Below are 22,726 nucleotides of genomic sequence, written 5' to 3'. Positions count from 1 at the left end.
ATCTAATTTTGCACCTGATCTTATGAGCCTTTTAGCCCCCGTACGTTGCCCGGTCGTAAAGGTCCAGGTAAGCACGTACGCTGGTTTCCCAGCTGAAGTCCAATCGCATCATCCGCTGCCGGATGTCTTTCAGCATCTCCGGCTGATGATAAAGTTCCACCGACCTCCACACGCTGTGGGTCATATCCTGCACCGATGCGTGGTCGAAGCGGATGCCGTAGCCGTCCTTATCGCCGTAATCGATTACGGTGTCATGCAGCCCCCCGGTATTCCGGACCACCGGCACGGTGCCATACCGGAGCGCATACATCTGGTTCAGTCCGCAGGGCTCCACCCTCGAAGGCATCAGGATATAGTCCGCGCCCGCGTACAACAGGTGGCTAAGCGCTTCGTCATAGCCGATATAGGTGTTATAGTCGCCCCTCGACAGGTCCCGGATCGCTTGCAACTTCCCTTCGATCTCCGGCAGCCCGCTGCCCAGCACAAAGAAGTTCATCTTGCGGCCGAGATAATAAAAGGAGTCTTCGATCACCTGCGGCAGCAGATCCGCTCCCTTGTCCCCGACAAGCCGGCCAATAAACACGATCAGCGGCTTGCGGATGTCCAGGTTATATTGCCCGCACAGAAGCGCCTTGCTATTCGCCTTCCCCTCCTCAACAGTCGTGACGTCATAATGGTTCTCTACATAACGGTCCGTTGAAGGGTCCCAAACGACGGTGTCGATCCCGTTCAGGATACCGCTGCATTTTCCTTTCTCATACTCCAGCAGCGCTTCCAGCCCCGCCGCGCTGCTTCGCATCTCGTCCAGGTAGGTCGGGCTCACCGTCGTCACCTTCCAGGCGCAACGGATGCCGCAGGCCAGGGGATTGAGGGCGCCCGCCCATTCGAGCAGTCCGCGTTTCCAGGGGTCCCACGCCGGAATATACACCGTCTTGTCCATCCCCGTCTGCCCCTGGTATTGCGCATTGTGGATCGTCAGGATCGAAACGATGTTCTGCAGATGCTGGTAGGCGAAACAATGTTTGAGCATGAAAGGAACCAGGGCCGTATGGTGATCGTGCACATGAACCACATCCGGGTGATGCTTCCACGCCGACAACCAGTCGACGACCGCGATCTGGAAAGCCGTGAACCGCTCCACATCGTCTGAATAGCCGTATATCTTTTCCCTGTCCAGCAGTCCGTAGATGTCCACCAGGTACAGGTCGAATCCGATCTTATTGGTCTTCTCCTTGATGATCGTATAATTGAACCAGTAGTCGTGCAGGTGGGTATATCCTTTGTGTACTACTTCCCATTCATTGGCCGCCAGGAATTTCGTTCGATACATAGGCATGACCACCTTTGCGATATGACCCAGGTCCCGCTGGTATTTCGGCAAAGCCCCAACTACGTCGCCCAATCCGCCGGCCTTGGCCACGGGATAACACTCTGCAGAAACATGAAGTATTTCCATTCCTGTTCAATTTAGCAAGGTTTTCGATTAAACCGCGTGCCGGTGATGAAAAAATTTTTCGCTTCGGAAAAAGGTGGTATTTTGGCCAATTAATTCCAAATGCTTATTAAATGGCCAACCAAAAGCAACCGACCAACACAGGAGCCCTCGCGACGTTAGTCCTCGTCTTTTTTTTCTGGGGATTCATCGCAGCTTCGCAAAGCATCTTCATTCCATTCTGCAAGCATAATTTCAGCCTGACGCAGTTTGAGTCGCAGCTCCTCGGTTCTGCGTTCTACGGCGCATATTTTATCGGGTCGTTGGCGCTATATATAATATCGAGTCTTGTCAAGTACGATATTTTGAACCGCATCGGGTATAAAAAAGGGATCATCTACGGTATCTGGATCTCGGTGGCAGGTGCGCTATTGATCATCCCTTCTGCCAATGCCCATTCCTTTGCCGGCTTGTTGGCGGCTTATTTTGTCGTGGCGCTTGGCTTCTCCCTTCAGCAGACGGCCGCACAGCCTTTCGCCATCATCCTCGGCGATCCGTCGACGGGCAGCCACCGGCTTAACCTGGCCGGGGGGGTCAATTCACTCGGCACGACTCTCGGACCGATCATCTTCAGCGTCTTTCTCTTTGGACAAGTCGGCGGCGATGCCAGTCTGGCAACTGTCACCAATATCAATAATCTATTCCTGATCGTGGCATGCGTATTTGCCGCGGTGGCCTTGTTCTTCACGTTTTCCAGGCTTCCCGCCGGTAAGGACGACGACCGTTTCGAAGGATCCTTTAAGGCGTCGAGATCGCTGATCCTGATGACCGTTCTGATCGGGGTCATCATCCTGATCGGTCAGCTCACCTCGATCGAGAAATTGCCCCTGCTGATCGTGACCCTGTTGGTGGTCGTCGGCATCCTTGTCTATTCCAATTCCGCCGCCGTAAAGAACCATGATAAGTGGGGTGCGATGCGCTATCCGCAGCTCATCTACGGGATGTTGGGTATTTTCCTCTATGTAGGCGTCGAAGTGACGATCGACAATAATTTCGGCGCCCTTTTACGGGAGCCGGGATACCTCACCATATCCGGCCTGGACGAAAGTAAGATCTCCAAGTACGTAAGCCTTTACTGGGCTAGCCTCATGATCGGCCGGTGGACGGGCGCGATCGGCGTATTCAATCTCTCAGAAATGGGAAAACGCATTGCAACCATTGTGGTTCCCTTTGTAGCATTCGGCGTTGCTTTATTTGTCAACCATCTTTATAGTGGCGATGTCAGCGATCTTTATGGCTATGCCGGCTTTGTCGCCGTGGCGGTCGCCGCCTTCTTCTTCGGCCAGCAAAAACCGGTCAAGACCCTTTTGACGCTTGCCCTGCTGGCCGGTCTGTTTATTCTTACAGGGGTGCTTTCGAGCGGTATCTTCTCGGTGTATTGTATCATGGCCGCAGGACTCTGTAATTCGATCATGTGGCCCTGCATCTTCTCACTGGGTGTAGCGGGACTTGGTAAATTCACCAGCCAGGGTTCGGCCTTCCTGATCATGATGATCCTGGGGGGCGCGGTCGTGCCTCCTGTCCAGGGCGCCGTAGGGGATGCACTGGGCTCCACCACCGGAATGCACTACAGCTATATCGTAGCTGTCGTCTGCTATGTCATTCTGGCCTGGCTGGCGCTCCGATTGAAGAGTACCCTCAAGGCCCAGGGACTGAACTTCGACGAACAGATCGGAGGCGGCCACTAGGCGCGACCGGAGAAAGGCCGGCCGGAGGGGGCATCCCTGCTTCACAAAGATGGACCAAAGGTCCAAATGCGTTGCTTTATGCCATATATTTGCAACCCGACACAAAAACAAACGATTCATGGCAAAAGCCGCCTCCTCCACACCTTATGATCCGCTCGCGATTGGCATCGACATCGGTGGCACCGGTACAAAATTCGGCATCGTTGACCGCAACGGAAACGTCCTTTTCTCCAGCGAGATATCTACCCGCGGACATTCCGAGGTGGAGGGTTTTATCGATGAACTATACAATCATGTCGCTCCCCTCATCGACAAGGCCGGCGGAACGGGCCGCATCCGGGGCATCGGGGTCGGCGCGCCCAACGGCAACTATTACAGCGGCACGGTGGAATATGCCCCAAATCTGCCCTGGCGCGGGATCATCCCCCTGGCCAAGCTGATCCAGAACAAGTTTCAGCTTCCGGCGACTTTGACCAACGACGCGAACGCAGCAGCAATAGGTGAAATGATGTACGGCGCTGCCAAGGGGATGAAGGACTTCATCATGATCACGCTTGGTACAGGGGTTGGCAGCGGTATCGTCGCCAATGGCAAGCTGATCTACGGCCATGACGGTTTCGCGGGCGAGCTCGGACATACTACCGTCATCCCCGGCGGCCGCTACCACGAAGGCACCGGCAAGAAGGGGTCGCTGGAATCCTACGCTTCGGCTACGGGAGTAAAGCTCACCGCCATCGAGATGCTCGAGAAAAGCGACGAGTTCAGCCTGCTGCGCAACACGCCGAAAGAACGCCTCGACTCCCGCGTCGTTTACGACGCCGCGATCCAGGGCGATAAACTGGCAAAGGATATCTTCGACTTCACCGGCTCCATCCTCGGTATGGCCCTCGCCAATTTCGTAATGTTCTCCAGCCCCGAAGCGATCATTCTTTTCGGCGGACTGACAAAGGCCGGCGACTTGATCCTGAAGCCGACCCGTGAGCATATGGAAGAAAATCTGATCCAGGTATTCCAAAACAAGGTGAAGATACTGGTCAGCCATCTGAAGGAATCCGACGCCGCGATCCTCGGCGCCAGCGCGCTTGTGTGGGATATGAAGGCGTAAGCCGTCCGGCTTTGAACGCCTAGTTTTTAGCAAGTTTGATCAGGAACACGGCCGGCACCGGTCGCTGCCCTTCCCTATCCGAAGGACGGATGGTCTCCCGGCCATTCACCAGCAGACAGCTGCTGCCGCCTCCATCGAGATTCAGCGCTTCGTAACAACCCAGCTGCAACAGCAGCTGCGCTTCCTGCTGCAAACTTGCTCCCGCGGCAATCCCCGGGGTTCGCCCCTGCACCACCAGGATGATCAGCCGGCCATCGCGGGTATAGCCCATCGCCGTCCGGGGATTTCGCTCCCCGTTGGAACGGGAGTCGGGGAACAGCTGCTCCTCCCGCGTCGTGATGCGGATCGCCCCATCATGGATGAGCACGGGTCCGCCGCCCACCGCCGTCCGCATCTTCCACCACTTCCATTCGATGTCGTTCAGGCTATAGATCGAGGGCACCGTATCCTTTCCCTTCGCAATGACAGGCCCGTCCTCGAACGCATACGGCCACCGGCGACTGCTGTCCGTAAAGGTCCAGGCGACATCCGCCCGCCGTTTCCGGTCGATGCCGATGGCGCCACGCGTAGGGTAATAATAGAAGAGGGAGTCGTTGCCCGTTCCCCGCAGCGAGGTGACATTATAGGCCACCAGCTTCCCGTCCTTGACGACGAGATTGAAGTTCTCATTGGTGCTAAAGGAAAAGAAAGTGCAATTCACGACTACCAGCGGCGACTGCTCGATCTGGTAATATTGCTCCGGCGTAAAGCGCTTACCCTGTCCCGTTGTCGCCGAGAACTGGATATCCTTATCCTTCAGCCTGGCGGAAACATAATAAGCGACGGAGGGGAAGCCTTCGAGGCTGTCCGTGCTGCGATATACATGAACGGAGCCTGGAAGGACGCCGTAGAGGGAGTCTATCCGTTGCCAATGCAGCAGTTGCGCATGACAAAACCCGGAAGGCAACAGATACAGCAAGCAAAGCGCAACCGTTTTGGCCATATTAAATAGCTTCTTTCGCCTTCAGCCATTGCCCACGGCCGTAGCCGGGAATGACATGACGCTCGGAGTGATAGCTGCTGCGAACCAATGGACCGCTTTCCACATAGTCGAAACCCAGGTTATAACCTATCTCCTTCAACTCGGCGAACTCATCGGGATGAACGAACCGGAGCACCGGCAGATGCTTCTTCGTCGGCTGCAGGTATTGCCCCAGCGTGACGACATCGACACCACTGTTGCGCAAATCACCCAGGGTCTGGACCACTTCCTCCTTCGACTCCCCAAGACCGAGCATGATCCCGCTCTTGGTCCGCATCCCCCCTTCCTTGAGCACCTTGAGGGTTTCCATGCTGCGCCAGTATTTGGCCTGGATACGCACCTGCCGCGTCAGCCGCTCTACCGTTTCGATATTGTGGGAGACCACCTCGGGCGCCGCTTCGATCACCCGGGCGATATTCTCTTTCTCCGCCTTGAAATCGGGGATCAGCGTCTCCAGCGTGGTATGGGGATTCAGGGCTTTCACCGCCCGGATGGTATTCTGCCAGATGATGCTGCCGCCGTCCTTCAGCTCGTCGCGATCGACGGAGGTGATCACCGCGTGCTTGACCTTCATCAGGTAAATGGCTTCCGCCACCCGCTGGGGCTCATCCCAATCCACCGGATCGGGCCGGCCCGTCGCAACGGCGCAAAAACCGCAGCTGCGCGTGCAGACGTTCCCGAGTATCATGAAGGTGGCCGTGCCTTCCCCCCAGCACTCACCCATATTGGGGCAGTTGCCGCTCTCGCAAATGGTATGAAGTTTATGAGTGTCTACCAGCCCGCGGACGTGCTTGTAGTTTTCCCCGATAGGGAGTTTTACGCGTAACCAATTGGGCTTCTGTATATTAGTTCCACTTTTGTTTAATTCCATTAAACAAAAATACATCATTTTCGATTCCCGAAAAGGATCGCCACATAGGCGTTGAAGAAGAACCGGCGCTGGTTCACGAGGTAGACCAGCGGTATCTTGCTGAAGTAGAACTCTTCGGTCAGGCCGACCTCGATGGCAGCTACGCTCTGGTTCAACCGGCCATAGTCGAATCGCATTGCCTGGCGGGCATTCACCGCCGGCTTGATTGTCAGGTTGCCCCAGCCCACTGTGAATCCGGAGGCGCCGGTGATCACGTCCCCCGACGCCGTGTCGGCCACCATTTGATCGTATGTTTTGCGGAAAGAAGCCCCGGTGACCTGGTTCTGAACATCCAGGTAATAGGGCTTCAGCATACCCAGGGTGCCGCCGAAGGAATAGAGGTAGGTGACCGCCACGCCGTTCCGGTTGCCCTTCCCGCCAAGCAGCCGCTCCTCGCCGATCGCCATCTTGAACTCGTAGAGATTATTCAATTTATAAGGCACCACCGAAGAGAAATTGATCCCATCGGAGGTGGCGGAGATATGATGTTCTTTCGGATCCTTCTTTTCATTGAGCTCGAACTGAAAAAGCAGGGTTCTCCGGGGCGATTTGAACTTCCCTTTCTCAAAGTTGATCCCGTATCCATCGGAAGCCAACCGGATACCGAATATATTATGCTTATTGAAGATAAGATCCCCTTCTTCTTCCATTCGTAGCAGATTGTTCATCCGGTCGCGCTTGGAGTTCTGCCGGTTACGCCTCGATACCATGTTGGTACTATCCGAATTTTGGGCAAAAAGCTGCAGCACCAGGGTCGAGGCGAGAACGGTCAGGAGAATTTTACGTATATCCTTCGGATGCGCCGAAATTTTCGGCTTTGGTTTCTTCACTGCTAACGATTTAATTTAACTGGCGTAAATTTATGTAAAATTTATTGTCCAATGACCTCAACAGTTATTTACGAAGGAGATTTGAGAACGGTTGCCCAACACCTGCAATCCGGGACAGAAATAGAGACCGACGCACCCACTGATAACCAGGGGAAAGGACAGCGTTTCTCCCCCACCGACCTCGTGGCCACCGCCCTTGGCGCCTGCATGGCCACCACCATGGGCATCAAGACCCGGGATATGGGGGTCAACCTCGTCGGGATGAAGCTATCCGTTAAGAAGATCATGGCGGCCGACCCGCGGCGCATCGCCGGCGTCGATGTCGTTTTCGACTTTCCGGCCGGCCAGGTTTTCGATGAGAAGACAAAGACCATTCTGCAGCGGGTCGCCGAGACCTGCCCGGTGATGTACAGTATTCATCCGGATATGAAGGTAAATGTCGAGTTTCACTGGAACAGCGCGGTTCCCGCTTAGGCCGCATTTGACTGAGCGAACCACGGGTTCGCTGGCCGAAGGCCCGAAATAAGCCGTTGGCGGCCGGCGCGTACTTTCCTCATACGCGGCTAGGCCGCCCAAAGCGAACCACGGGTTCGCAGGCCGAAGGCCCGACATTAGCCGTTGGCAGCCGGCGCGTACTTTTCCCAAACGCGTCTAGGCTGCCAGCAGCGCCCGGCCGATCGCACATTCGAGGCATCGCCGGGCGTTGCAATATTCATTCTTGAGCTCCAGCAGTGCTTGCGACCCGGCCGCATCGCCCGCCACCACGCCCAACCTCTGCCAGGACCGGACCGTCGCATTCCGCTCGGCCCTGAGCCCCTCCATCCAACGCAACGCCTTTTCCGTTTGCCCGTAGGCAAACAGCACCGGGATGAATGCATTGATCAGCATTCCGCGCCGCATTTCGGCCCCGAGGCCTTTCACTCCGCTCAATGCCTGCAGTACCTCCTCCATGGACACCGCGTCCCGCACTATCGAAAACCAGCCTTTCCCGTCCGCCAGCAGCGCTGCCAGTTGGGTCAGCCGCAGCCCGGGGGAATGTCCCGGTCTCATCCGGAGAAAGGACACCGGTTGCGACACGGGCCGAAGTCCATATTTTGTTTGCCAGAAACCATATTCCCGATATGCCCCTTCCCCTTCCTTCAACAGTCCTGCCTGGCCCAGTAAAAGAGCCTCCAGCGTGGGGGCATGCAGCCTATGCCGCCGCAGCAGCCGCAAGGGCAGGCTTCGGGCTACTGCCTCGAAGACCGCTGCATTGACAGGCTGCCCCAGGCTCCGCGCCATCAGCCACCAGGTTGTCTCCTCCCAGTCCTGCCGGAGATGCTCCAGCCACCCAAAGATCACCAGCGCCCGGCGTTGCAGGCGCCGGGTCGCCAGGGTCTGCATCCATTGTCGCCAGACGCCGGTCCCGACCGCGGACAGTTGCCGCTCACAGGGAACAAACCCCTGCAGCCTCATCAGGTGTTGGTACCGGCTCAGTAAAGGCTTGGCAACACGGTCCTGCAACACCAGTACGGGTATGCCGCCCGGCGGCTCCGCAAGGTCGTGCTCCCACACCACATGCAGGATAACGGACCGGTAATGCTCATCGCCATCGTGGGCATGCCGCAGCCAATCCGAGCTGCGGATATGCAGCTCCACGGCGCCGGTGAGAGCTTCGCCGCCGATCGACAGCTTCGCATCCCGGAAATCGGGCCCCTGGTTGGTATTCGGCTCGCCCGGAAAGGCGATGCCGAGGGGCCGCCCGTCTTCGGTTACCAGTCCCTGTTGATGAAAATGGCGATATCGCCAGATGAAATGTAATAATTCTTCGCGCATGGTTAACCTCCTTGTTAGGTTAACTCCACCTTCGCAGTGCCTGCACCACCCTGCTCACCGGCAGGCCCATGACGTTATAAAAGTCTCCTTCTATCCCTTTGATGCCGACAACCCCGATCCATTCCTGGATCGCATAGGCGCCGGCCTTATCATAGGGTTTGTATTTGTCGACATACGCCTCGAGCTCGGCGGTCGTCAGAGGGTGGAACCACACCGCCGTTATGTCGGCAAAGGCGCACTCCTCGCCGTCCTTCAACAGCACCACGCCCGTGATCACCTCATGCCGCTGTCCCGCCAGCCGGGACAGGATATGGATGGCATCGGCCCGGTCTCTGGGCTTTCCGATGATCTCATTACCCAGGACGACAATTGTGTCCGCGGCGACGACCACGCGACCCGGCTCCGCGCCGGCCTTTACCGCCAGGGCCTTGTTCCGGGCGATGTGCACGGGAACGTCGATGACCGCCATCCCCGCCGGCCAGTTCTCCGGGGTATCTTTAACGCGGATCTCAAAATCCACCTCCGCCCATTCCAGCAATTGTTTGCGCCGGGGTGAACCCGACGCCAGTATGATAGGTTCCATAGATCAATTTGACAGCACCAACAGCATCGAACAGATACCCGTCAGCATCACTCCCTTGATGACATTGCTCATCAGGTGATACTGCTCCCGCGTTTGTGCCCGGTACAGCTTGCGCAGCAGCCAGAGACAGGGCAGGTCGATCAGCAGGATGCTGTACAGGATCAGCTGCCACCATGCCTTTTGCAGCACATAGAATTGAAAGATGATCAGCGCCCCGATGAGCACCACCAGCCATGTCCCGGCAAAGACCTTTGCAACATTCACGCCCCAGACGATGGGCATCGTCCGGCAGCCATATTTTTCGTCCCCGTCCCGGTCCTCGATATCTTTGACGACCTCCCTCACCAGGGAGATGATAAAGGCGAAGGAGCCATAGACGATCGCAAACTTGAAGATGCGGGCGCTGATCTCGCGGGCGATGGGATCGGTCGTGATCCTCGCCTCGCAAACGAACAGCACCAGGATCACCCAGGCCGTCAGCAGGGAGATGATGACATTTCCGATCAGCAGCTTTCGCTTGAAGGTCGTGCTGTAGAAATAGAGCAACACCACGCAGCCGAGGTTGGCCACGGCGATGATCGGGTTGCGGATCCGCCAGCTTACATAGAGGCTCAGCACCACGCCGATACCTGAAAGCAGCCAGTGCCAGAGGATCGTCCACCGGCGCTTGATCACCTTCTCCACTACCATCCGCTTGGGTTTGTTCACCCGGTCGATGTTCAGATCGAAATAATCGTTGATCGCATAGCCTGCCGCCGCGATCAGGACGGAGGAGGCGGACAGAAGATAGAACAGCAACGGGGTTAGCTTCGGTATCATGGCCGGGACTTCGACATATCTCCAGCCGTAACAAGGCAACAGGATGAAATAATAGAACAGCAGCTGGGTTAAAAAGATGAACACCAGGTTTGGCCAGCGGATAAGGCGAAAAAAAGCTCCAATCAATTGCGGCATACCGAAGTTATTTTGAGGCTACGGATTGATCCAGGTCCCATTGTCCATTTAATTTCAACACCTTTTCGACGACGTCCCGCACACATCCCTGCCCCCCGCCGAAAGAAGAGATATAGGCGGCAATATGCCTGATCTCCGGCGCGGCGTCCGACGGCGCACAGGCCAGCCCGACATGCTGCATCGCCGCGTAGTCGGGGATATCGTCCCCCATATAGAGCATATCTTTTTCATCGAGCCCATGGTCTTTGGCATATCGAACCAGTAGGGCGACTTTGTCATGAACGTCCAGGAAGATGTCTTTGATGCCCAGGTATTGCAGCCGTCGACGCACACCCTCGGAGTTCCCTCCGGAAATGACCACTACGTGGTACCCTTTCCTGACCGCCAGTTGCAGCGAATAACCGTCCCGGGTGTTCATCCGCCGCACCTGCTCGCCCGTCTCGAATATCTGCACGCTGCCGTCGGTCATCACCCCATCTACGTCGAATACAAAAGTCCTGATCGATTTGAATTTTTCCAATACGCTCATGGGGACAAAAATACTATTTATAATACTCACTTATCTGTCCGGAGATGATCCGGTACAATTCATTCATATTATGATATTTCGCAAGAACTTCCAGGTGCCGCTCCATCGTCGCCCGATCGCCGCGGATGGCCGGCCCGGTCTGCACGGTCCGCGGGTCATAGCGTTCCACCCGTTCGGCCGTCTCGCGGATCAGCGGCAGCAGCAGGGTACCATCGATCCCCTCCCGCCGGCAGAAATCGGCCGAAAGCGTATAGAGGTAATTGGTGAAATTGTTGGCAAAGATCGCGGCCACATGGAGTTTCAGCCGTAAGGCATCATCGGCGCGTTGCACCTGCCGGGCGAGGGTCCGGGCGAATCCGTCGAGCAACATCAGGTCTTCGGGTCGTGCCGCATCGATGAGCAACGGGAATTCCGGGAAGGGCCGGACCTCCTTTCGCAGGCTCTGCAGGGGATAGAGCACCCCATACCGCTCGCTGACCGAAGCCAGCGCCGACAACGGCGCCGCCCCCGCAGTATGCACCACTAACCGGCCCGGCAATCGCAGCCCGGCGTTCAGCTCCGGCAGCGCCCGGTCGCTGAGCGACACGATATAAAGATCCGCGGAGGGCCCGATCGCTTCCCACTGCGTCGTATAGTCGCAGCCCCATTGCGCCGCAAGCTCCGCCGCCGCGGCGCCATTTCTCGCCGCCACCTGCAACACGGAATGCCCCGCCTGGACGATCGTACTGCCCATTACCGTGGCCACATTTCCCGATCCGATGATTGTTACCTTCATTCTGTAATTTTATGCCGCTATGAAGATATCGCAAAAACTGGCACTCCGATATACACGCGCCCGGATAAACATCCTTTCCCTGGCCTCGCCGCGAAAGGCGGCGGTGAAGGCGTTCAAACTATTCTGCACTCCGCAGCAGCGGGTCACTAAAAAAGGTTCCGCCTTCTTCGAGAGCGGCGAACCCCTCTCCTTCCGTTATGCCGGTCACACCGTCCGCGGGCGCCGCTGGCTGCCCGCCGATGCGCCGCCGCGCAAAAAAGTGCTCATTGCCCATGGGTTCGAATCCGCGTCCTGTCATTTTGGAAGCTATATTGCCGCACTGGTACGGAAAGGATACGAGGTCCTGGCCTTCGACGCCCCCGCTCACGGCGCGTCCGGCGGCCGCCGCATCCAAATCCCCGATTATGTCGGCGTACTTCGGCACATCGAACAGAGCTATGGCCCTGTTCACTCCTATATGGGCCATTCGCTGGGCGGACTGGCTTTGGCCCTTTTCCTCGAGAACAACCCTCATAACCGGGTCAACCGTCTCGTGCTGATCGCGCCTGCCGTCGAGACGACGACGGCCGTCAGCGTCTTCGCCCACCGGCTGCAGCTGTCCCCGGAGGTCGTTAAAGAAATGGATGACTATGTGCAGGAGACCAGCGGCCATCACTTCGACTGGTATTCCCTGCGCCGGGCGCTTCATCATAACAATGCGTCGGTGCTGTATATACAGGACGAAGACGATCGCATCACCCCGCTGAAAGAAGCGCTGCTGATCCAACAGGACTCCCACCAAAACGTCAAATTCATTTGGACGAAAGGGCTGGGTCACCGGAAGGTCTATAAGGATGAAGAGATCAGGGCAAAGATCATCGCCTTTCTCTAGCTGTTCTTCCCCTCCACCATCGGTACAAAGGAGAAGTTGTCGAACACTTCCTGCGTCGCCGTCCCGTCGGCTTGCTTCGTCAGCCTTAGCATCCGCTGGACCTGGCCCTCGCCGACGGGGATCACCATCAGGCCGCCCGGTTTCAGCTGGTCAACAAGCTTTGGCGGGATGAAGGGAGCGGCGGCGGTGACGATCACTTTGTCAAAGGGACCATAGGTGGGCAATCCTTCGTAGCCGTCGCCATAAAAGAACTTCAGGGAGGGATATTTCTTGAGATAAGGAAATTGCTTGTTCAAATCGAAGAGCTTCTTCTGCCGCTCGATGGTATACACCTGCGCCTTCATCTCGGCAAGGACCGATGCCTGGTAGGCGCTGCCCGTACCGATCTCGAGGACTTTTTCATACGGTTTTATTTCCAGCAACTGGGTTTGATAAGCCACCGTGTAGGGTTGAGAAATGGTCTGTCCCTCCCCGATGGGGAAGGCCCGGTCCTCATATGCGATCTTATCGAATGCGGAATCCATAAAGAAATGCCTCGGGATATGCAGGATGGCGTCCAATACCCGCTCATCCGTGATCCCTTTCTGGCGGATCACCTCCACCAGCTGTCTGCGCAGCCCTTTATGGCGGTAACTGTCTTCGAATGTTCTCATAAACAGGTGCAATTTAATGCCTATATTCGAACCTCGTGCAACCGAACTTCGTTCGGTTCGTCCGCGAAAGCGGACAATCATTGTGAACATGCAGGCAAAAAATTATATTTTGCCAATTTTTTGCCGAAATCAAAATTCAATCGTACAATGAAATTTAAAACAGGTAGTCAACTGGCCTTCATGATGTTCGTCGAATACTTCATCTGGGGCGCCTGGTACGTAACGATGGGCTCTTATATGCCTGCGGCTTTGCATTCATCCGGTATCCAGATCGGCGCGGCCTACAGCGCCCTGGCCATCGCCACCATGATCTCTCCCTTCTTCGTCGGGCTTGTCGCCGACCGGTATTTCGCCGCCCAGCGCATTATGGGCGTCCTCCATGTGCTGGGGGGCATACTCCTCTTTTTGGTCCCGATGATCAGCAATAATGCTCTCTTTTATTGGACGATCCTGCTGTATTCCCTTCTTTATATGCCGACGATCGCCCTCTCCAACAGCGTCGCCTTCTACCAGATGACCGATGCGGGAAAACAGTTTCCATGGATACGGGTCTTCGGCACCCTCGGCTGGATCGTTGCGGGGACCATTATCGGCAGCTTCAAACTCGAACAATCGCCTTCCACTTTCCAGATCGCCGCGGGAGCCTCCGTCCTGCTCGGCCTGTTCAGCTTCGTACTCCCGAACACGCCGCCAAAGGGCAAGGAATCCCAGGCGCCCGGTACCGAGGCCTTTGTTCTCTTCAAGGATAAGCCGTACCTGATCTTCTTTATCGCCGCCATTCTCGTCTGTATCCCCCTGTCTTTCTACTACGGTTTCGCCAACAATTTCCTCGTCGAGCTCGGCATGCAGAACTCCGCCACCAAGATGACCCTGGGACAATACTCGGAAGGCCTGTTCATACTGGCCATCCCCTTTCTGTTCAACCGCATCGGGGTCAAAAAAATGCTGCTGATGGGTATGACGGCCTGGATCCTCCGGTATATCTGCTTTGCGTACGGCGGCCTCGGCGCCAACGAGTGGATGCTTTACGCCGGTATCATCCTCCACGGCGTCTGCTACGACTTCTTCTTCGTCACGGGGTACATGTATACGGAGAAGAAAGCAGGCGAAAGGATCAAGAATGCCGCCCAGCAGCTCTTTACCTTTGCCACTTATGGCTTAGGGATGTTCATCGGCACCTGGTTCTCGGGGTACATCGACGACAAGTACGCCATCAGCACCAATCAACACGACTGGAGGCATATCTGGCTCGTCCCGGCCTATATCGCCGCCGCCGTGCTGATCTATTTCATCCTCTTCTTCCGCGAGAAAAAACAATTGACAGTTAACCAATAAATAATTCTTACTATGGTAAAGATTGCCATGCTCGGCTCCGGCTTCATCGCCCGGTTCTACGCCGACTCCATCCTCGGCCAGCGCAGCCGGGATTCCATCGTCAGTGTCTATTCCCGCCGCAAGGAAAGCGCGGAGAAATTCGCCAAAGATTATAAATGCAAGCACTGGACCACCGAAATGGAGGAAGCCATCGCCCATCCCGAGGTGAACCTGGTCTGTATCTCTTTGCCCAATAACCTCCACGAGATCGCCGTCCTCCTCTGCTGCAAGCACAAAAAGGCCGTGATGACCACCAAACCCCTGGGCCGGAATGCCACCGAAGCGCGCAGGATGCTGGAAGCCGTGGAAGACGCGGGCATTTTAAATGCGTACTTGGAAGATCTGGTGTATACGCCAAAGTTCCTGAAAGCGCACCAAAGCGTCGCTAGCGGGGCCCTCGGGCGCATCTTATGGGCCAAATCCCGGGAGACCCACCCTGGCCCGCATAGTGAATGGTTTTGGGATCTTGAGCAAGCCGGTGGCGGCTGTATCCTCGACCTCGGCTGTCATTGCGTTGAAATCGCCCGCAGCTTCATCGGCAAGGACATCAAGCCCGTCGAGGTCATGTGCTGGGCCGACACGCAGGTTAAACCTATCGAGGCCGAAGATCATGCGATCGGGATGGTGAAATATGAGAACGGCGCGATTGGCCAGTTCGAAGTCAGCTGGACCTTCCGTGGAGGTATGGATCTTCGCGACGAAGTGATGGGCACCGAAGGAACCATCTTTATCAACAACTTCCTTCGTACCGGTCTGGAGATGTTCACCACCGGCAAAGGCGCCGACTATGTCGCCGAAAAGGCCGAAAGCAACAGCGGCTGGCTGTTTCCCGTCGGCGACGAAGTGAACGACCTCGGCTATAACCATATGTTCACCGATGTCTTCAATGCCCTCGAGCAGGGCAAGGCGCCAAAGGAGACCTTTTACGACGGTTATGTGGTCAATGCCATTCTCGACGCGGCCTACCGATCGGCGAAGACAAAGCTCTGGGAACCTGTCAGGCTCGATATCTGGCGCGGTAAGATCGGCGTCACCAAGGACAGTCATCTCACCGAATACGACGCCAACCACTACCTGATCAAGGAGGAAATGACGCACTATGGCGCGAAAAAAGTCATCCTGAAGGATAAAACCACCGGAAAGATCACGGAAAAAGTGCTTGACTGATGCTCCGGTGGCTTTTGGTGGTGGCGGCCGTGACCGGCATCCTCATCTATGCGATCAACCGGGATATCCATTATGAAAAGGCGTATAATGGAGATTTACGCAACCGGGTCACGGGATCAAGAATGATAAAAGACGGCCGTTCCCCTTACTTCTACAAATGGAAGACCGGGGACGGCCTTCGCTATTATGATCCCGGCAATTTCGATAGCGTCCGGCCCTCCAATATGACCTCTACGCCCGTCCTCTACCGGCTGCTATCGCCCCTCGTCGAACAACCCGAGGCAAGGATCTCGGAATACTGGCTCGTCATCGAATATCTTATGTTGGGGGCGATCACCCTCTTTGCCTTTCTCACCGCTCCGACGACGGCCCGGCGACAGGCCGTGGTGCTGGTCTTCGGTGCGGTGCTCCTGACCAATGGCTGGAAAGAACATACCGCCAATGGGCAGACCTATCTTTGCATCCCCTTTTTTGCCATGCTTTTCCTGGTCTTCTGGAAAAAAAAGGATCACCCGGCGAATGCGATCCTCGCCGGGTGTGCTGCAGCCTGCCTGATCCTCATCCGGGTGAACACCCTGCTTTTCTTTCCGCCCTTTTGGCTATTGGTACAAACGCATCCCCGCCGATGGTGGCTCTTCTTTTGTATCCCTATGGCGCTGTTTGGAGGCTGGGCGCTGACCAGCACACACGAAAGAGGATTGTGGCGGGATTATTTCAGCAACGTCAATGAGGCGATCCGGATCAATCAAAACCTGCATCCTGCCATCCAGCATAACGACCCCGACCCGCGTTATCCCCGATGGGAAGGGATCGATACGCTCGAAGCAGATCACTACATGAAGACGTTGCCGGCAAAGATCTATTCGGAGAACGGGAATTTCTTCGTTCTTTTTCAGGGCGTCTTCCACCGGCAATTGTCCGTCGCCACGATGGGATGGTTATCCTTCGGCGGGATCGGTTTGCTTGCCCTGCTCTTTTATTTTCGATGTCGCCCCTTCGAGGCGCAGGATACGCCATGGGTGGCTATCTTCGGTTTCTGCCTCTTCATGATCGCGGATCTTTTTAGTCCTGTCTACCGGCACCAATACTACACCGTGCAGTGGATACTGCCGCTGATGCTCGCCGCTACGCAGCTATCGCCCCGGAAAAAAGCAGGATACGGGCTGTTATTGCTATGCCTCCTGCTCTGGTGCTTTCATCTGCCCTTCCTGAAAATGCAAAATACGCTTGCCGAATACGGCATCCTGGCCGTACTGCTGGCCATGGCGCTGGATTTGCGCACGTTCAGGACGCAAAATCCGCCGCCAGTAAGCCTTCCGAAATAGCCGCAAAAGTTAGGCACATGGTGTTAGTAACAAGTCCTGCGTTTTTTGCTGGGCTATGTTATTTTTGAGTTAGCTCTTCACAGGAAGGGAGCACTACCCGACCGGATGAGTCCCCTGCCGCCAAGGTTTTACCCAAACCATTGTGGTCATAACACTATTCATCTGCAATCTGTTAAACAAATGGAGAACGGAAACGAGATCTTATTGAAGGAAAATAAGGACCGGTTTGTCATCCTGCCGATCAACTACCCCAAAGTGTGGGAGATGTACAAGAAGCACGAGGCTTCTTTTTGGACTGCCGAAGAGATCGACCTGGGGGGTGATCTTCAGGACTGGGCGAAATTAAACGATGGCGAGCGCCATTTTATTTCGCACGTTCTTGCCTTTTTTGCCGCCAGCGATGGTATCGTCAATGAAAACCTCGCCGTCAACTTCATGAGCGAGGTCCAATTGCCCGAAGCCCGTTGCTTTTATGGTTTCCAGATCATGATGGAGAACATCCATTCGGAAACGTACGCCCTGCTCATCGACACTTATATCAAGGATCCGCAAGAAAAATACCGCCTCTTCCATGCCATCGATACCGTTCCCGCCGTGCAGAAGAAAGCACAGTGGGCCCTTCGCTGGATCCAGAACGGCAACTTTGCCGAACGCCTGGTCGCTTTTGCAGCCGTGGAAGGCATCTTCTTCAGCGGCAGCTTCTGCTCCATTTTCTGGATGAAGAAAAGAGGGCTCATGCCCGGCCTGACCTTCAGCAACGAGCTGATCAGCCGCGACGAGGGTCTGCATTGCGAATTCGCCTGCCTGCTTTACAGCATGCTGGAGAACAAGCTTTCGCAGGAGCAGGTGCACGCCATCATCGGCGACGCCGTAACCATCGAAAAGGAATTCATCACGGAGGCCCTGCCCGTCGACCTCATCGGGATGAATGCGCGCCTCATGCAGCAATACATCGAGTTCGTCGCCGACCGCTGGTTGGACCAGCTTGGGTATAGCAAGCTCTTCAATACGACCAACCCCTTTGATTTCATGGAGATGATCTCGCTGCAAGGTAAGACCAACTTCTTCGAGAAACGGGTTGGTGATTACCAGAAGTCCGGCGTCATGTCCGGCAAGGAGGCGCAGACCTTCAGCCTCGAAGAAGATTTTTAACAAGCTACCATTAAATTCTACATATATGTTCGTTGAAAAAAGAAACGGAAAATCCGAGTCCGTGAAGTTCGATAAAATTACCGCCCGGATAGAAAAGCTCTGCTACGGCCTGGACCGCCGGTTTGTCAACTCCATCGACGTCGCCAAGAAAGTCATCGAAGGGCTCTATGACGGCGTTACGACCACCGAGCTGGACAACCTCGCCGCCGAGACGGCCGCCTCTCTTACGGTAAAGCACCCGGACTATGCCCTGCTGGCAAGCCGCATTGCCGTGAGCAATCTGCATAAAAATACCATCAAGAGCTTCTCCGATACGATGAAGCTGCTTTACGAATGCCGCGACAGCAAGACGGGTAAACTCGTTCCCCTGCTGTCCGACGAAGTATGGCAGATCATCAGCGACAACGCCGAGCTCCTCGACTCGACTATCATCTATGACCGTGACTACGGCTTCGACTACTTCGGTTTTAAGACCCTGGAGAAATCCTACCTCCTGAAGGTCGACGGCAAGGTCGTCGAGCGCCCGCAGCATATGTATATGCGGGTCGCTATCGGTATCCACCAGAACGATATCGAGTCCGCGATCAAGACCTATCACCTGATGAGCGAGCGCTGGTTCACGCACGCCACCCCCACCCTCTTCAACGCGGGAACCCCGAAGCCCCAGATGAGCTCCTGCTTCCTGCTGACGATGAAGGACGATAGCATCGACGGTATCTACGATACCCTCAAGCAGACGGCAAAAATATCGCAATCCGCCGGCGGCATCGGTCTGTCCATCCATAATATCCGCGCCACCGGCTCCTATATCGGCGGCACCAACGGCACCAGCAACGGGATCATCCCCATGCTGCGGGTCTTCAACGACACGGCCCGCTATGTGGACCAGGGCGGTGGCAAGCGCAAAGGCGCTTTTGCCATCTATCTCGAACCCTGGCATGCCGACGTCTTTGAATTCCTCGATCTCCGCAAGAATCACGGCAAAGATGAGATGCGCGCCCGCGACCTCTTCTATGCCCTCTGGATCCCCGACCTCTTTATGCAGCGCGTCGAAGCCGGCGGTGACTGGAGCCTGTTCTGTCCCCACGAGGCGCCGGGTCTCCACGAGACCTGGGGTGAAGAATTCGAAACACTCTACAACCAATATGAAGCCGAAGGCCGCGCCCGCCGGACGGTGAAGGCGCAGGACCTCTGGTTTGCCATCCTGGACGCACAGATCGAGACCGGCACGCCTTACCTGCTGTACAAGGACTCCGCCAACCGGAAGAGCAACCAGCAGAACCTCGGCACCATCAAGAGCTCCAACCTTTGCACGGAGATCATCGAATATACCTCCGCCGATGAGGTCGCCGTGTGCAACCTCGCATCGCTGGCCCTGCCCCGGTTCGTCATCAACGGGCAGTTCGATCACCAGAAGTTGTATGACGTGACCTATGAGGTAACCAAGAACCTCAACAAGATCATCGATTACAATTACTATCCCGTCGAAGAGGCCCGCAATTCCAATCTCCGGCATCGTCCTATCGGTCTTGGCGTCCAGGGCCTGGCCGACGCCTTCATCCTGCTGCGCCTGCCCTTCGAGAGCGACAAGGCCAAGCAGTTGAACAAAGAGATCTTCGAGACGATTTACTTCGCCGCGATGACTGCCTCGAAGGACCTGGCCAAGGTCGAGGGGCCATACTCCAGCTTTGCCGGCTCCCCGGCTTCGAAAGGCCAGTTCCAGTTCGATCTCTGGGGCGCTGAACCGACCCTTCGCTGGGACTGGTACACCCTCAAGGCCGAGGTCATGAAATACGGAGTCCGCAACTCCCTGCTGGTGGCGCCCATGCCTACGGCTTCTACTTCCCAAATCCTCGGGAATAATGAGTGCTTCGAGCCGTACACCTCCAACATCTACGTTCGCCGGGTGCTCAGCGGGGAATTCGTGGTGGTCAACAAGCACCTCCTCAAGGACCTGGTCGACCTCAATCTCTGGAACGAGGAAATGAAGAACAAGATCATCTTCCATAACGGCTCCATCCAGGCCATCGACGAGATCCCGCAGGCGATCAAGGATATCTACAAGACCGTTTGGGAGATCAAGCAACGCAATATCATCGATATGGCCGCCGACCGCGGCGCCTATATCTGCCAGTCGCAGTCACTGAACCTCTTCGTAGATACACCCTCCGCAAGCAAACTGACTTCTATGCACTTCTACGGGTGGAAAAAAGGACTGAAAACCGGCATGTATTACCTGCGCACACAAGCGGCGTCCCAGGCCGTTCAGTTCACTGTAGAACGCCAGGGCGGTAAGATGATCGAACCGCTGGCCAACCCGGCCGCTATCCAGGTCGCCTCTGCCGATGAAGGGGAAGATATGATAGGGCCCACCTGCACTATGCAGGAAGGGTGTGTCACCTGCAGTGCCTAAGAGCTTACGCTAAATAAAACACTTAGGCCCCCGGTAGAATTTGGGGGCCTAAGTATTTTTACTATTGTCATTGCGGTTCTTTGTGTCTATTTTAGCTTACGTAGAAAATCTGTAACCCTATAAAAAAAACCGTTATGTTCACACGCACCAACCTACTCAGCGCAAGTCTTTTCGTTCTCGTTGCAATTCTCCAGATGGCTTTGTAATCTTATCGGATCTTATTTTAGCTGCATATCCCTGATGATGCCGTCGATGCGGGCGGACAGTTCGCCGTTCACCCTGTCGAACTCTCCCGGGGACGCCAGTGGCGCATGCACGCTGAAATAGAATTTGATCTTCGGTTCCGTCCCTGAAGGCCGGGCAGAGATCTTGCTGCCATCTGCGAGGATGAACTGCAGCACGTTCGACTTCGGCAGCGGGATCGTCCAGCTGTCCCCTGTCTGCAGGTTACGGCCTTTCTGCAGCTCATAGTCCAGCAGTTGCGTCACGGGCGACCCGTTGATCGCAGCCGGAGGATTGTTGCGGTAGACGCTCATCATGCCGGCGATCTCTTTCTGGCCATTCATCCCTTTTTTGGTGATGGAGATGAGGTGTTCTTTGTAGAACCCGTATTCTACATAGAGATCGATCAATTTATCGAACAGGCTGCGGCCCTTGTCTTTTTCATAGGCGGCCATCTCACAGAGCAGGGCAACCGCGCTCACGGCGTCCTTGTCCCGGATCTGGCTGCCGATCATCAGGCCGTAGCTTTCCTCGCCGCCGATGACATAATTCTTTTTGCCTTCTTTTTCCCTGACCAGCTCGGCGATCCACTTGAAGCCGGTGAGGGTGTTGTAACACTCGACGCCGTTTCTCGCGGCGATCTCGTCGATCAGGTTCGTCGTCACGATCGTTTTAATGACCATATCGGCGGCAGTGGCGATCCCCTTGGCCTTCCGGGCTTCGATCATATAGTTGAACGCCAGGACGGCGGTCTGGTTCCCGTTCAGCAGGACCCATTGACCCTTCCGGTCCTTCACCCCGATGCCCACCCGGTCGGCATCCGGGTCGGTGCCAAGGAGAATATCCGCGTCGATCTGCTGTGCCTTCCGGAGCCCGATAGCCATCGCATCGCTCTCTTCGGGGTTGGGGTAGATCACCGTCGGGAAATTGCCATCGGGCGTTGCCTGCTCATCCACGACGTGAACATTGGTGAATCCGAACCGTTGGAGCACTTCGGGCACCAGTTTGATCCCCGTTCCGTGGATCGGGGTATAAACGATTCGCAAATTATGTTGACGTTCAATGACTTCTGGGTAAACGGAGAGATTCCGGACCATGGCTATATAGGCCTCATCCAATTCTTTCCCGATCATGGTGATGTTGGATTCCCCGCCTCCCCATTTCACTTCGTCCGGCGAGGCGATGTTCTCCACTTCCCGGATGACATTCTTGTCGTGCGGCGGCACCAGCTGCCCGCCGTCCTCCCAATATGCTTTATAGCCGTTGTATTCTTTGGGATTGTGAGAGGCCGTACAAACCAGTCCCCCCTGGCAATGCAGGTGGCGGATGGCAAAGCTGAGTTCGGGCGTCGGCCGGAGCGACTGGAAGAGAAAAACCTTTATTCCATTGGCTGCGAATACATTAGCCGCGGTTTCCGCAAAAAAACGGGAGTTGTTGCGGCTGTCATGAGCGATCGCTACCCTCACTTCCTTGCCGGGAAAGGAGGCCTTGAGGTAGTTGGAATATCCCTGGGTAGCCATTCCCACCGTGTACTTGTTCATCCGGTTGGTCCCGACGCCCATGATGCCCCGCAGGCCGCCGGTTCCGAATTCCAGGTTCCGGTAGAAGCTTTCGGTCAGTTCGGTGGGGTTTTCGTTCTGCAGGCGGATGATCTCGTCCTTGGTGGCCTGATCATAGTTCCCGTTCAGCCAGGCATTCACTTTTTCCTGTATTGCAACGTCCATACTTCATTAATTTATATAGGGTTTCGAAGATCGTTCATCTTATGAATACTAACAAATCTTCAACGACACGATGTTATTATTAACGAAAATAGTACATTTGTATTCGGCCCAACGCTGGCCGCT

General features: G+C 55.7%; 20 protein-coding genes. 9 read left to right on the top strand and 11 right to left on the bottom strand.

Annotated features, from left to right (window positions below; translation table 11 throughout):
* Positions 1-31: 31 nt before the first annotated feature.
* The gene (locus VHE34_RS13390) at positions 32-1,456 is read right to left on the bottom strand and encodes a glycogen/starch synthase (RefSeq protein WP_325588676.1); all 1,425 of its coding nucleotides are present in this window, start codon (positions 1,454-1,456) and stop codon (positions 32-34) included.
* 110 nt (positions 1,457-1,566) lie between these two features.
* On the opposite strand from VHE34_RS13390, the gene VHE34_RS13385 reads away from it, so the two are divergent.
* Together VHE34_RS13385 and VHE34_RS13380 are read left to right on the top strand one after the other, a co-directional pair.
* A complete protein-coding gene (locus VHE34_RS13385) occupies positions 1,567-3,180 on the top strand; it encodes an MFS transporter (protein WP_325588674.1) in 1,614 nt (537 codons plus the stop codon).
* A 118-nt stretch (positions 3,181-3,298) separates the two neighbouring features.
* The gene (locus tag VHE34_RS13380; RefSeq protein ID WP_325588672.1) at positions 3,299-4,285 is read left to right on the top strand and encodes an ROK family protein; all 987 of its coding nucleotides are present in this window, start codon (positions 3,299-3,301) and stop codon (positions 4,283-4,285) included.
* Between the two features lie 19 nt (positions 4,286-4,304).
* Here VHE34_RS13380 and VHE34_RS13375 read toward each other — a convergent pair whose 3' ends face one another.
* From VHE34_RS13375 to VHE34_RS13365, 3 genes are read right to left on the bottom strand one after another with little or no spacing between them, the layout of a single operon-like run.
* Complete coding sequence (locus tag VHE34_RS13375; protein WP_325588670.1) at positions 4,305-5,267, bottom strand: phosphodiester glycosidase family protein; 963 nt, start codon at positions 5,265-5,267, stop codon at positions 4,305-4,307.
* A 1-nt stretch (position 5,268) separates the two neighbouring features.
* Positions 5,269-6,177 (bottom strand): lipoyl synthase, encoded by a 909-nt coding sequence (gene lipA / locus VHE34_RS13370; RefSeq protein ID WP_325588668.1) that lies wholly within the window; start codon positions 6,175-6,177, stop codon positions 5,269-5,271.
* 14 nt (positions 6,178-6,191) lie between these two features.
* Positions 6,192-7,046, bottom strand: coding sequence for a hypothetical protein (locus VHE34_RS13365; RefSeq protein ID WP_325588666.1), 855 nt, complete (start codon positions 7,044-7,046; stop codon positions 6,192-6,194).
* A gap of 51 nt (positions 7,047-7,097) precedes the next feature.
* Between VHE34_RS13365 and VHE34_RS13360 the strand changes: the two genes are divergently transcribed.
* The gene (locus tag VHE34_RS13360) at positions 7,098-7,520 is read left to right on the top strand and encodes an OsmC family protein (protein ID WP_325588664.1); all 423 of its coding nucleotides are present in this window, start codon (positions 7,098-7,100) and stop codon (positions 7,518-7,520) included.
* Positions 7,521-7,697: 177 nt separating this feature from the next.
* Here VHE34_RS13360 and VHE34_RS13355 read toward each other — a convergent pair whose 3' ends face one another.
* Genes VHE34_RS13355 through VHE34_RS13335 form a run of 5 tightly spaced genes read right to left on the bottom strand, consistent with a single transcriptional unit; the run spans position 7,698 to position 11,702 of the window.
* Positions 7,698-8,861: a DUF2851 family protein gene (locus tag VHE34_RS13355; protein ID WP_325588662.1), complete on the bottom strand. Its 1,164-nt coding sequence runs from the start codon at positions 8,859-8,861 to the stop codon at positions 7,698-7,700.
* Between the two features lie 19 nt (positions 8,862-8,880).
* Complete coding sequence (locus VHE34_RS13350; RefSeq protein WP_325588660.1) at positions 8,881-9,444, bottom strand: Maf family protein; 564 nt, start codon at positions 9,442-9,444, stop codon at positions 8,881-8,883.
* Between the two features lie 3 nt (positions 9,445-9,447).
* Positions 9,448-10,398 (bottom strand): geranylgeranylglycerol-phosphate geranylgeranyltransferase, encoded by a 951-nt coding sequence (locus VHE34_RS13345; RefSeq protein WP_325588658.1) that lies wholly within the window; start codon positions 10,396-10,398, stop codon positions 9,448-9,450.
* Positions 10,399-10,405: 7 nt separating this feature from the next.
* Positions 10,406-10,927: a KdsC family phosphatase gene (locus VHE34_RS13340; RefSeq protein WP_325588656.1), complete on the bottom strand. Its 522-nt coding sequence runs from the start codon at positions 10,925-10,927 to the stop codon at positions 10,406-10,408.
* A gap of 13 nt (positions 10,928-10,940) precedes the next feature.
* Positions 10,941-11,702 (bottom strand): Rossmann-like and DUF2520 domain-containing protein, encoded by a 762-nt coding sequence (locus VHE34_RS13335; RefSeq protein ID WP_325588654.1) that lies wholly within the window; start codon positions 11,700-11,702, stop codon positions 10,941-10,943.
* 19 nt (positions 11,703-11,721) lie between these two features.
* On the opposite strand from VHE34_RS13335, the gene VHE34_RS13330 reads away from it, so the two are divergent.
* Entirely contained in the window at positions 11,722-12,573 is an 852-nt protein-coding gene (locus VHE34_RS13330; protein ID WP_325588652.1) for an alpha/beta hydrolase, read from the top strand.
* On the opposite strand, the gene VHE34_RS13325 is transcribed toward VHE34_RS13330, so the two are convergent.
* A complete protein-coding gene (locus VHE34_RS13325; RefSeq protein ID WP_325588650.1) occupies positions 12,570-13,226 on the bottom strand; it encodes a protein-L-isoaspartate(D-aspartate) O-methyltransferase in 657 nt (218 codons plus the stop codon). The two genes, VHE34_RS13330 and VHE34_RS13325, sit on opposite strands and share 4 nt — an antisense overlap.
* Before the next feature lie 147 nt (positions 13,227-13,373).
* Here VHE34_RS13325 and VHE34_RS13320 point away from each other — a divergent pair, with 147 nt between their 5' ends.
* From VHE34_RS13320 to VHE34_RS13300, 5 genes are all read left to right on the top strand, one after another.
* Positions 13,374-14,561 carry a nucleoside permease gene (locus tag VHE34_RS13320; protein WP_325588648.1) on the top strand — a complete coding sequence of 396 codons (1,188 nt, stop codon included), beginning with the start codon at positions 13,374-13,376 and terminating at the stop codon, positions 14,559-14,561.
* Between the two features lie 12 nt (positions 14,562-14,573).
* Positions 14,574-15,767, top strand: coding sequence for a Gfo/Idh/MocA family oxidoreductase (locus VHE34_RS13315; RefSeq protein WP_325588646.1), 1,194 nt, complete (start codon positions 14,574-14,576; stop codon positions 15,765-15,767).
* Positions 15,767-17,092, top strand: coding sequence for a glycosyltransferase 87 family protein (locus VHE34_RS13310; RefSeq protein ID WP_325588644.1), 1,326 nt, complete (start codon positions 15,767-15,769; stop codon positions 17,090-17,092). The genes VHE34_RS13315 and VHE34_RS13310 overlap by 1 nt, the downstream gene beginning before the upstream one ends.
* Positions 17,093-17,272: 180 nt before the next feature.
* Positions 17,273-18,244 carry a ribonucleoside-diphosphate reductase small subunit gene (locus VHE34_RS13305; RefSeq protein ID WP_325588642.1) on the top strand — a complete coding sequence of 324 codons (972 nt, stop codon included), beginning with the start codon at positions 17,273-17,275 and terminating at the stop codon, positions 18,242-18,244.
* Between the two features lie 25 nt (positions 18,245-18,269).
* Positions 18,270-20,657: a ribonucleoside-diphosphate reductase subunit alpha gene (locus VHE34_RS13300; RefSeq protein ID WP_325588640.1), complete on the top strand. Its 2,388-nt coding sequence runs from the start codon at positions 18,270-18,272 to the stop codon at positions 20,655-20,657.
* Positions 20,658-20,875: 218 nt separating this feature from the next.
* Here the strand turns inward: VHE34_RS13300 and VHE34_RS13295 are convergent, their stop codons facing one another.
* Complete coding sequence (locus tag VHE34_RS13295) at positions 20,876-22,603, bottom strand: phospho-sugar mutase (RefSeq protein WP_325588638.1); 1,728 nt, start codon at positions 22,601-22,603, stop codon at positions 20,876-20,878.
* Between the last annotated feature and the right edge of the window lie 123 nt (positions 22,604-22,726).

The sequence above is a fragment of the Puia sp. genome (assembly GCF_035546395.1).
GTDB lineage: Bacteria > Bacteroidota > Bacteroidia > Chitinophagales > Chitinophagaceae > Puia.
This window is presented reverse-complemented; position numbering and strand designations above follow the sequence as displayed.

What these genes read in the sequence shown, in the direction of transcription:
- VHE34_RS13315 (WP_325588646.1), top strand. Translation starts at nt 14,574, where the DNA reads ATGGTAAAGATTGCCATGCTCGGCTCCGGCTTCATCGCCCGGTTCTAC.
- VHE34_RS13300 (WP_325588640.1), top strand. Translation starts at nt 18,270, where the DNA reads ATGTTCGTTGAAAAAAGAAACGGAAAATCCGAGTCCGTGAAGTTCGAT.
- VHE34_RS13330 (WP_325588652.1), top strand. Translation starts at nt 11,722, where the DNA reads ATGAAGATATCGCAAAAACTGGCACTCCGATATACACGCGCCCGGATA.
- VHE34_RS13345 (WP_325588658.1), bottom strand. Translation starts at nt 10,398, where the DNA reads ATGCCGCAATTGATTGGAGCTTTTTTTCGCCTTATCCGCTGGCCAAAC.
- VHE34_RS13320 (WP_325588648.1), top strand. Translation starts at nt 13,374, where the DNA reads ATGAAATTTAAAACAGGTAGTCAACTGGCCTTCATGATGTTCGTCGAA.
- VHE34_RS13385 (WP_325588674.1), top strand. Translation starts at nt 1,567, where the DNA reads ATGGCCAACCAAAAGCAACCGACCAACACAGGAGCCCTCGCGACGTTA.
- VHE34_RS13340 (WP_325588656.1), bottom strand. Translation starts at nt 10,927, where the DNA reads ATGAGCGTATTGGAAAAATTCAAATCGATCAGGACTTTTGTATTCGAC.
- VHE34_RS13305 (WP_325588642.1), top strand. Translation starts at nt 17,273, where the DNA reads ATGGAGAACGGAAACGAGATCTTATTGAAGGAAAATAAGGACCGGTTT.
- VHE34_RS13380 (WP_325588672.1), top strand. Translation starts at nt 3,299, where the DNA reads ATGGCAAAAGCCGCCTCCTCCACACCTTATGATCCGCTCGCGATTGGC.
- VHE34_RS13335 (WP_325588654.1), bottom strand. Translation starts at nt 11,702, where the DNA reads ATGAAGGTAACAATCATCGGATCGGGAAATGTGGCCACGGTAATGGGC.
- VHE34_RS13360 (WP_325588664.1), top strand. Translation starts at nt 7,098, where the DNA reads ATGACCTCAACAGTTATTTACGAAGGAGATTTGAGAACGGTTGCCCAA.
- VHE34_RS13310 (WP_325588644.1), top strand. Translation starts at nt 15,767, where the DNA reads ATGCTCCGGTGGCTTTTGGTGGTGGCGGCCGTGACCGGCATCCTCATC.
- VHE34_RS13390 (WP_325588676.1), bottom strand. Translation starts at nt 1,456, where the DNA reads ATGGAAATACTTCATGTTTCTGCAGAGTGTTATCCCGTGGCCAAGGCC.
- VHE34_RS13295 (WP_325588638.1), bottom strand. Translation starts at nt 22,603, where the DNA reads ATGGACGTTGCAATACAGGAAAAAGTGAATGCCTGGCTGAACGGGAAC.
- VHE34_RS13375 (WP_325588670.1), bottom strand. Translation starts at nt 5,267, where the DNA reads ATGGCCAAAACGGTTGCGCTTTGCTTGCTGTATCTGTTGCCTTCCGGG.
- lipA (WP_325588668.1), bottom strand. Translation starts at nt 6,177, where the DNA reads ATGGAATTAAACAAAAGTGGAACTAATATACAGAAGCCCAATTGGTTA.
- VHE34_RS13325 (WP_325588650.1), bottom strand. Translation starts at nt 13,226, where the DNA reads ATGAGAACATTCGAAGACAGTTACCGCCATAAAGGGCTGCGCAGACAG.
- VHE34_RS13350 (WP_325588660.1), bottom strand. Translation starts at nt 9,444, where the DNA reads ATGGAACCTATCATACTGGCGTCGGGTTCACCCCGGCGCAAACAATTG.
- VHE34_RS13355 (WP_325588662.1), bottom strand. Translation starts at nt 8,861, where the DNA reads ATGCGCGAAGAATTATTACATTTCATCTGGCGATATCGCCATTTTCAT.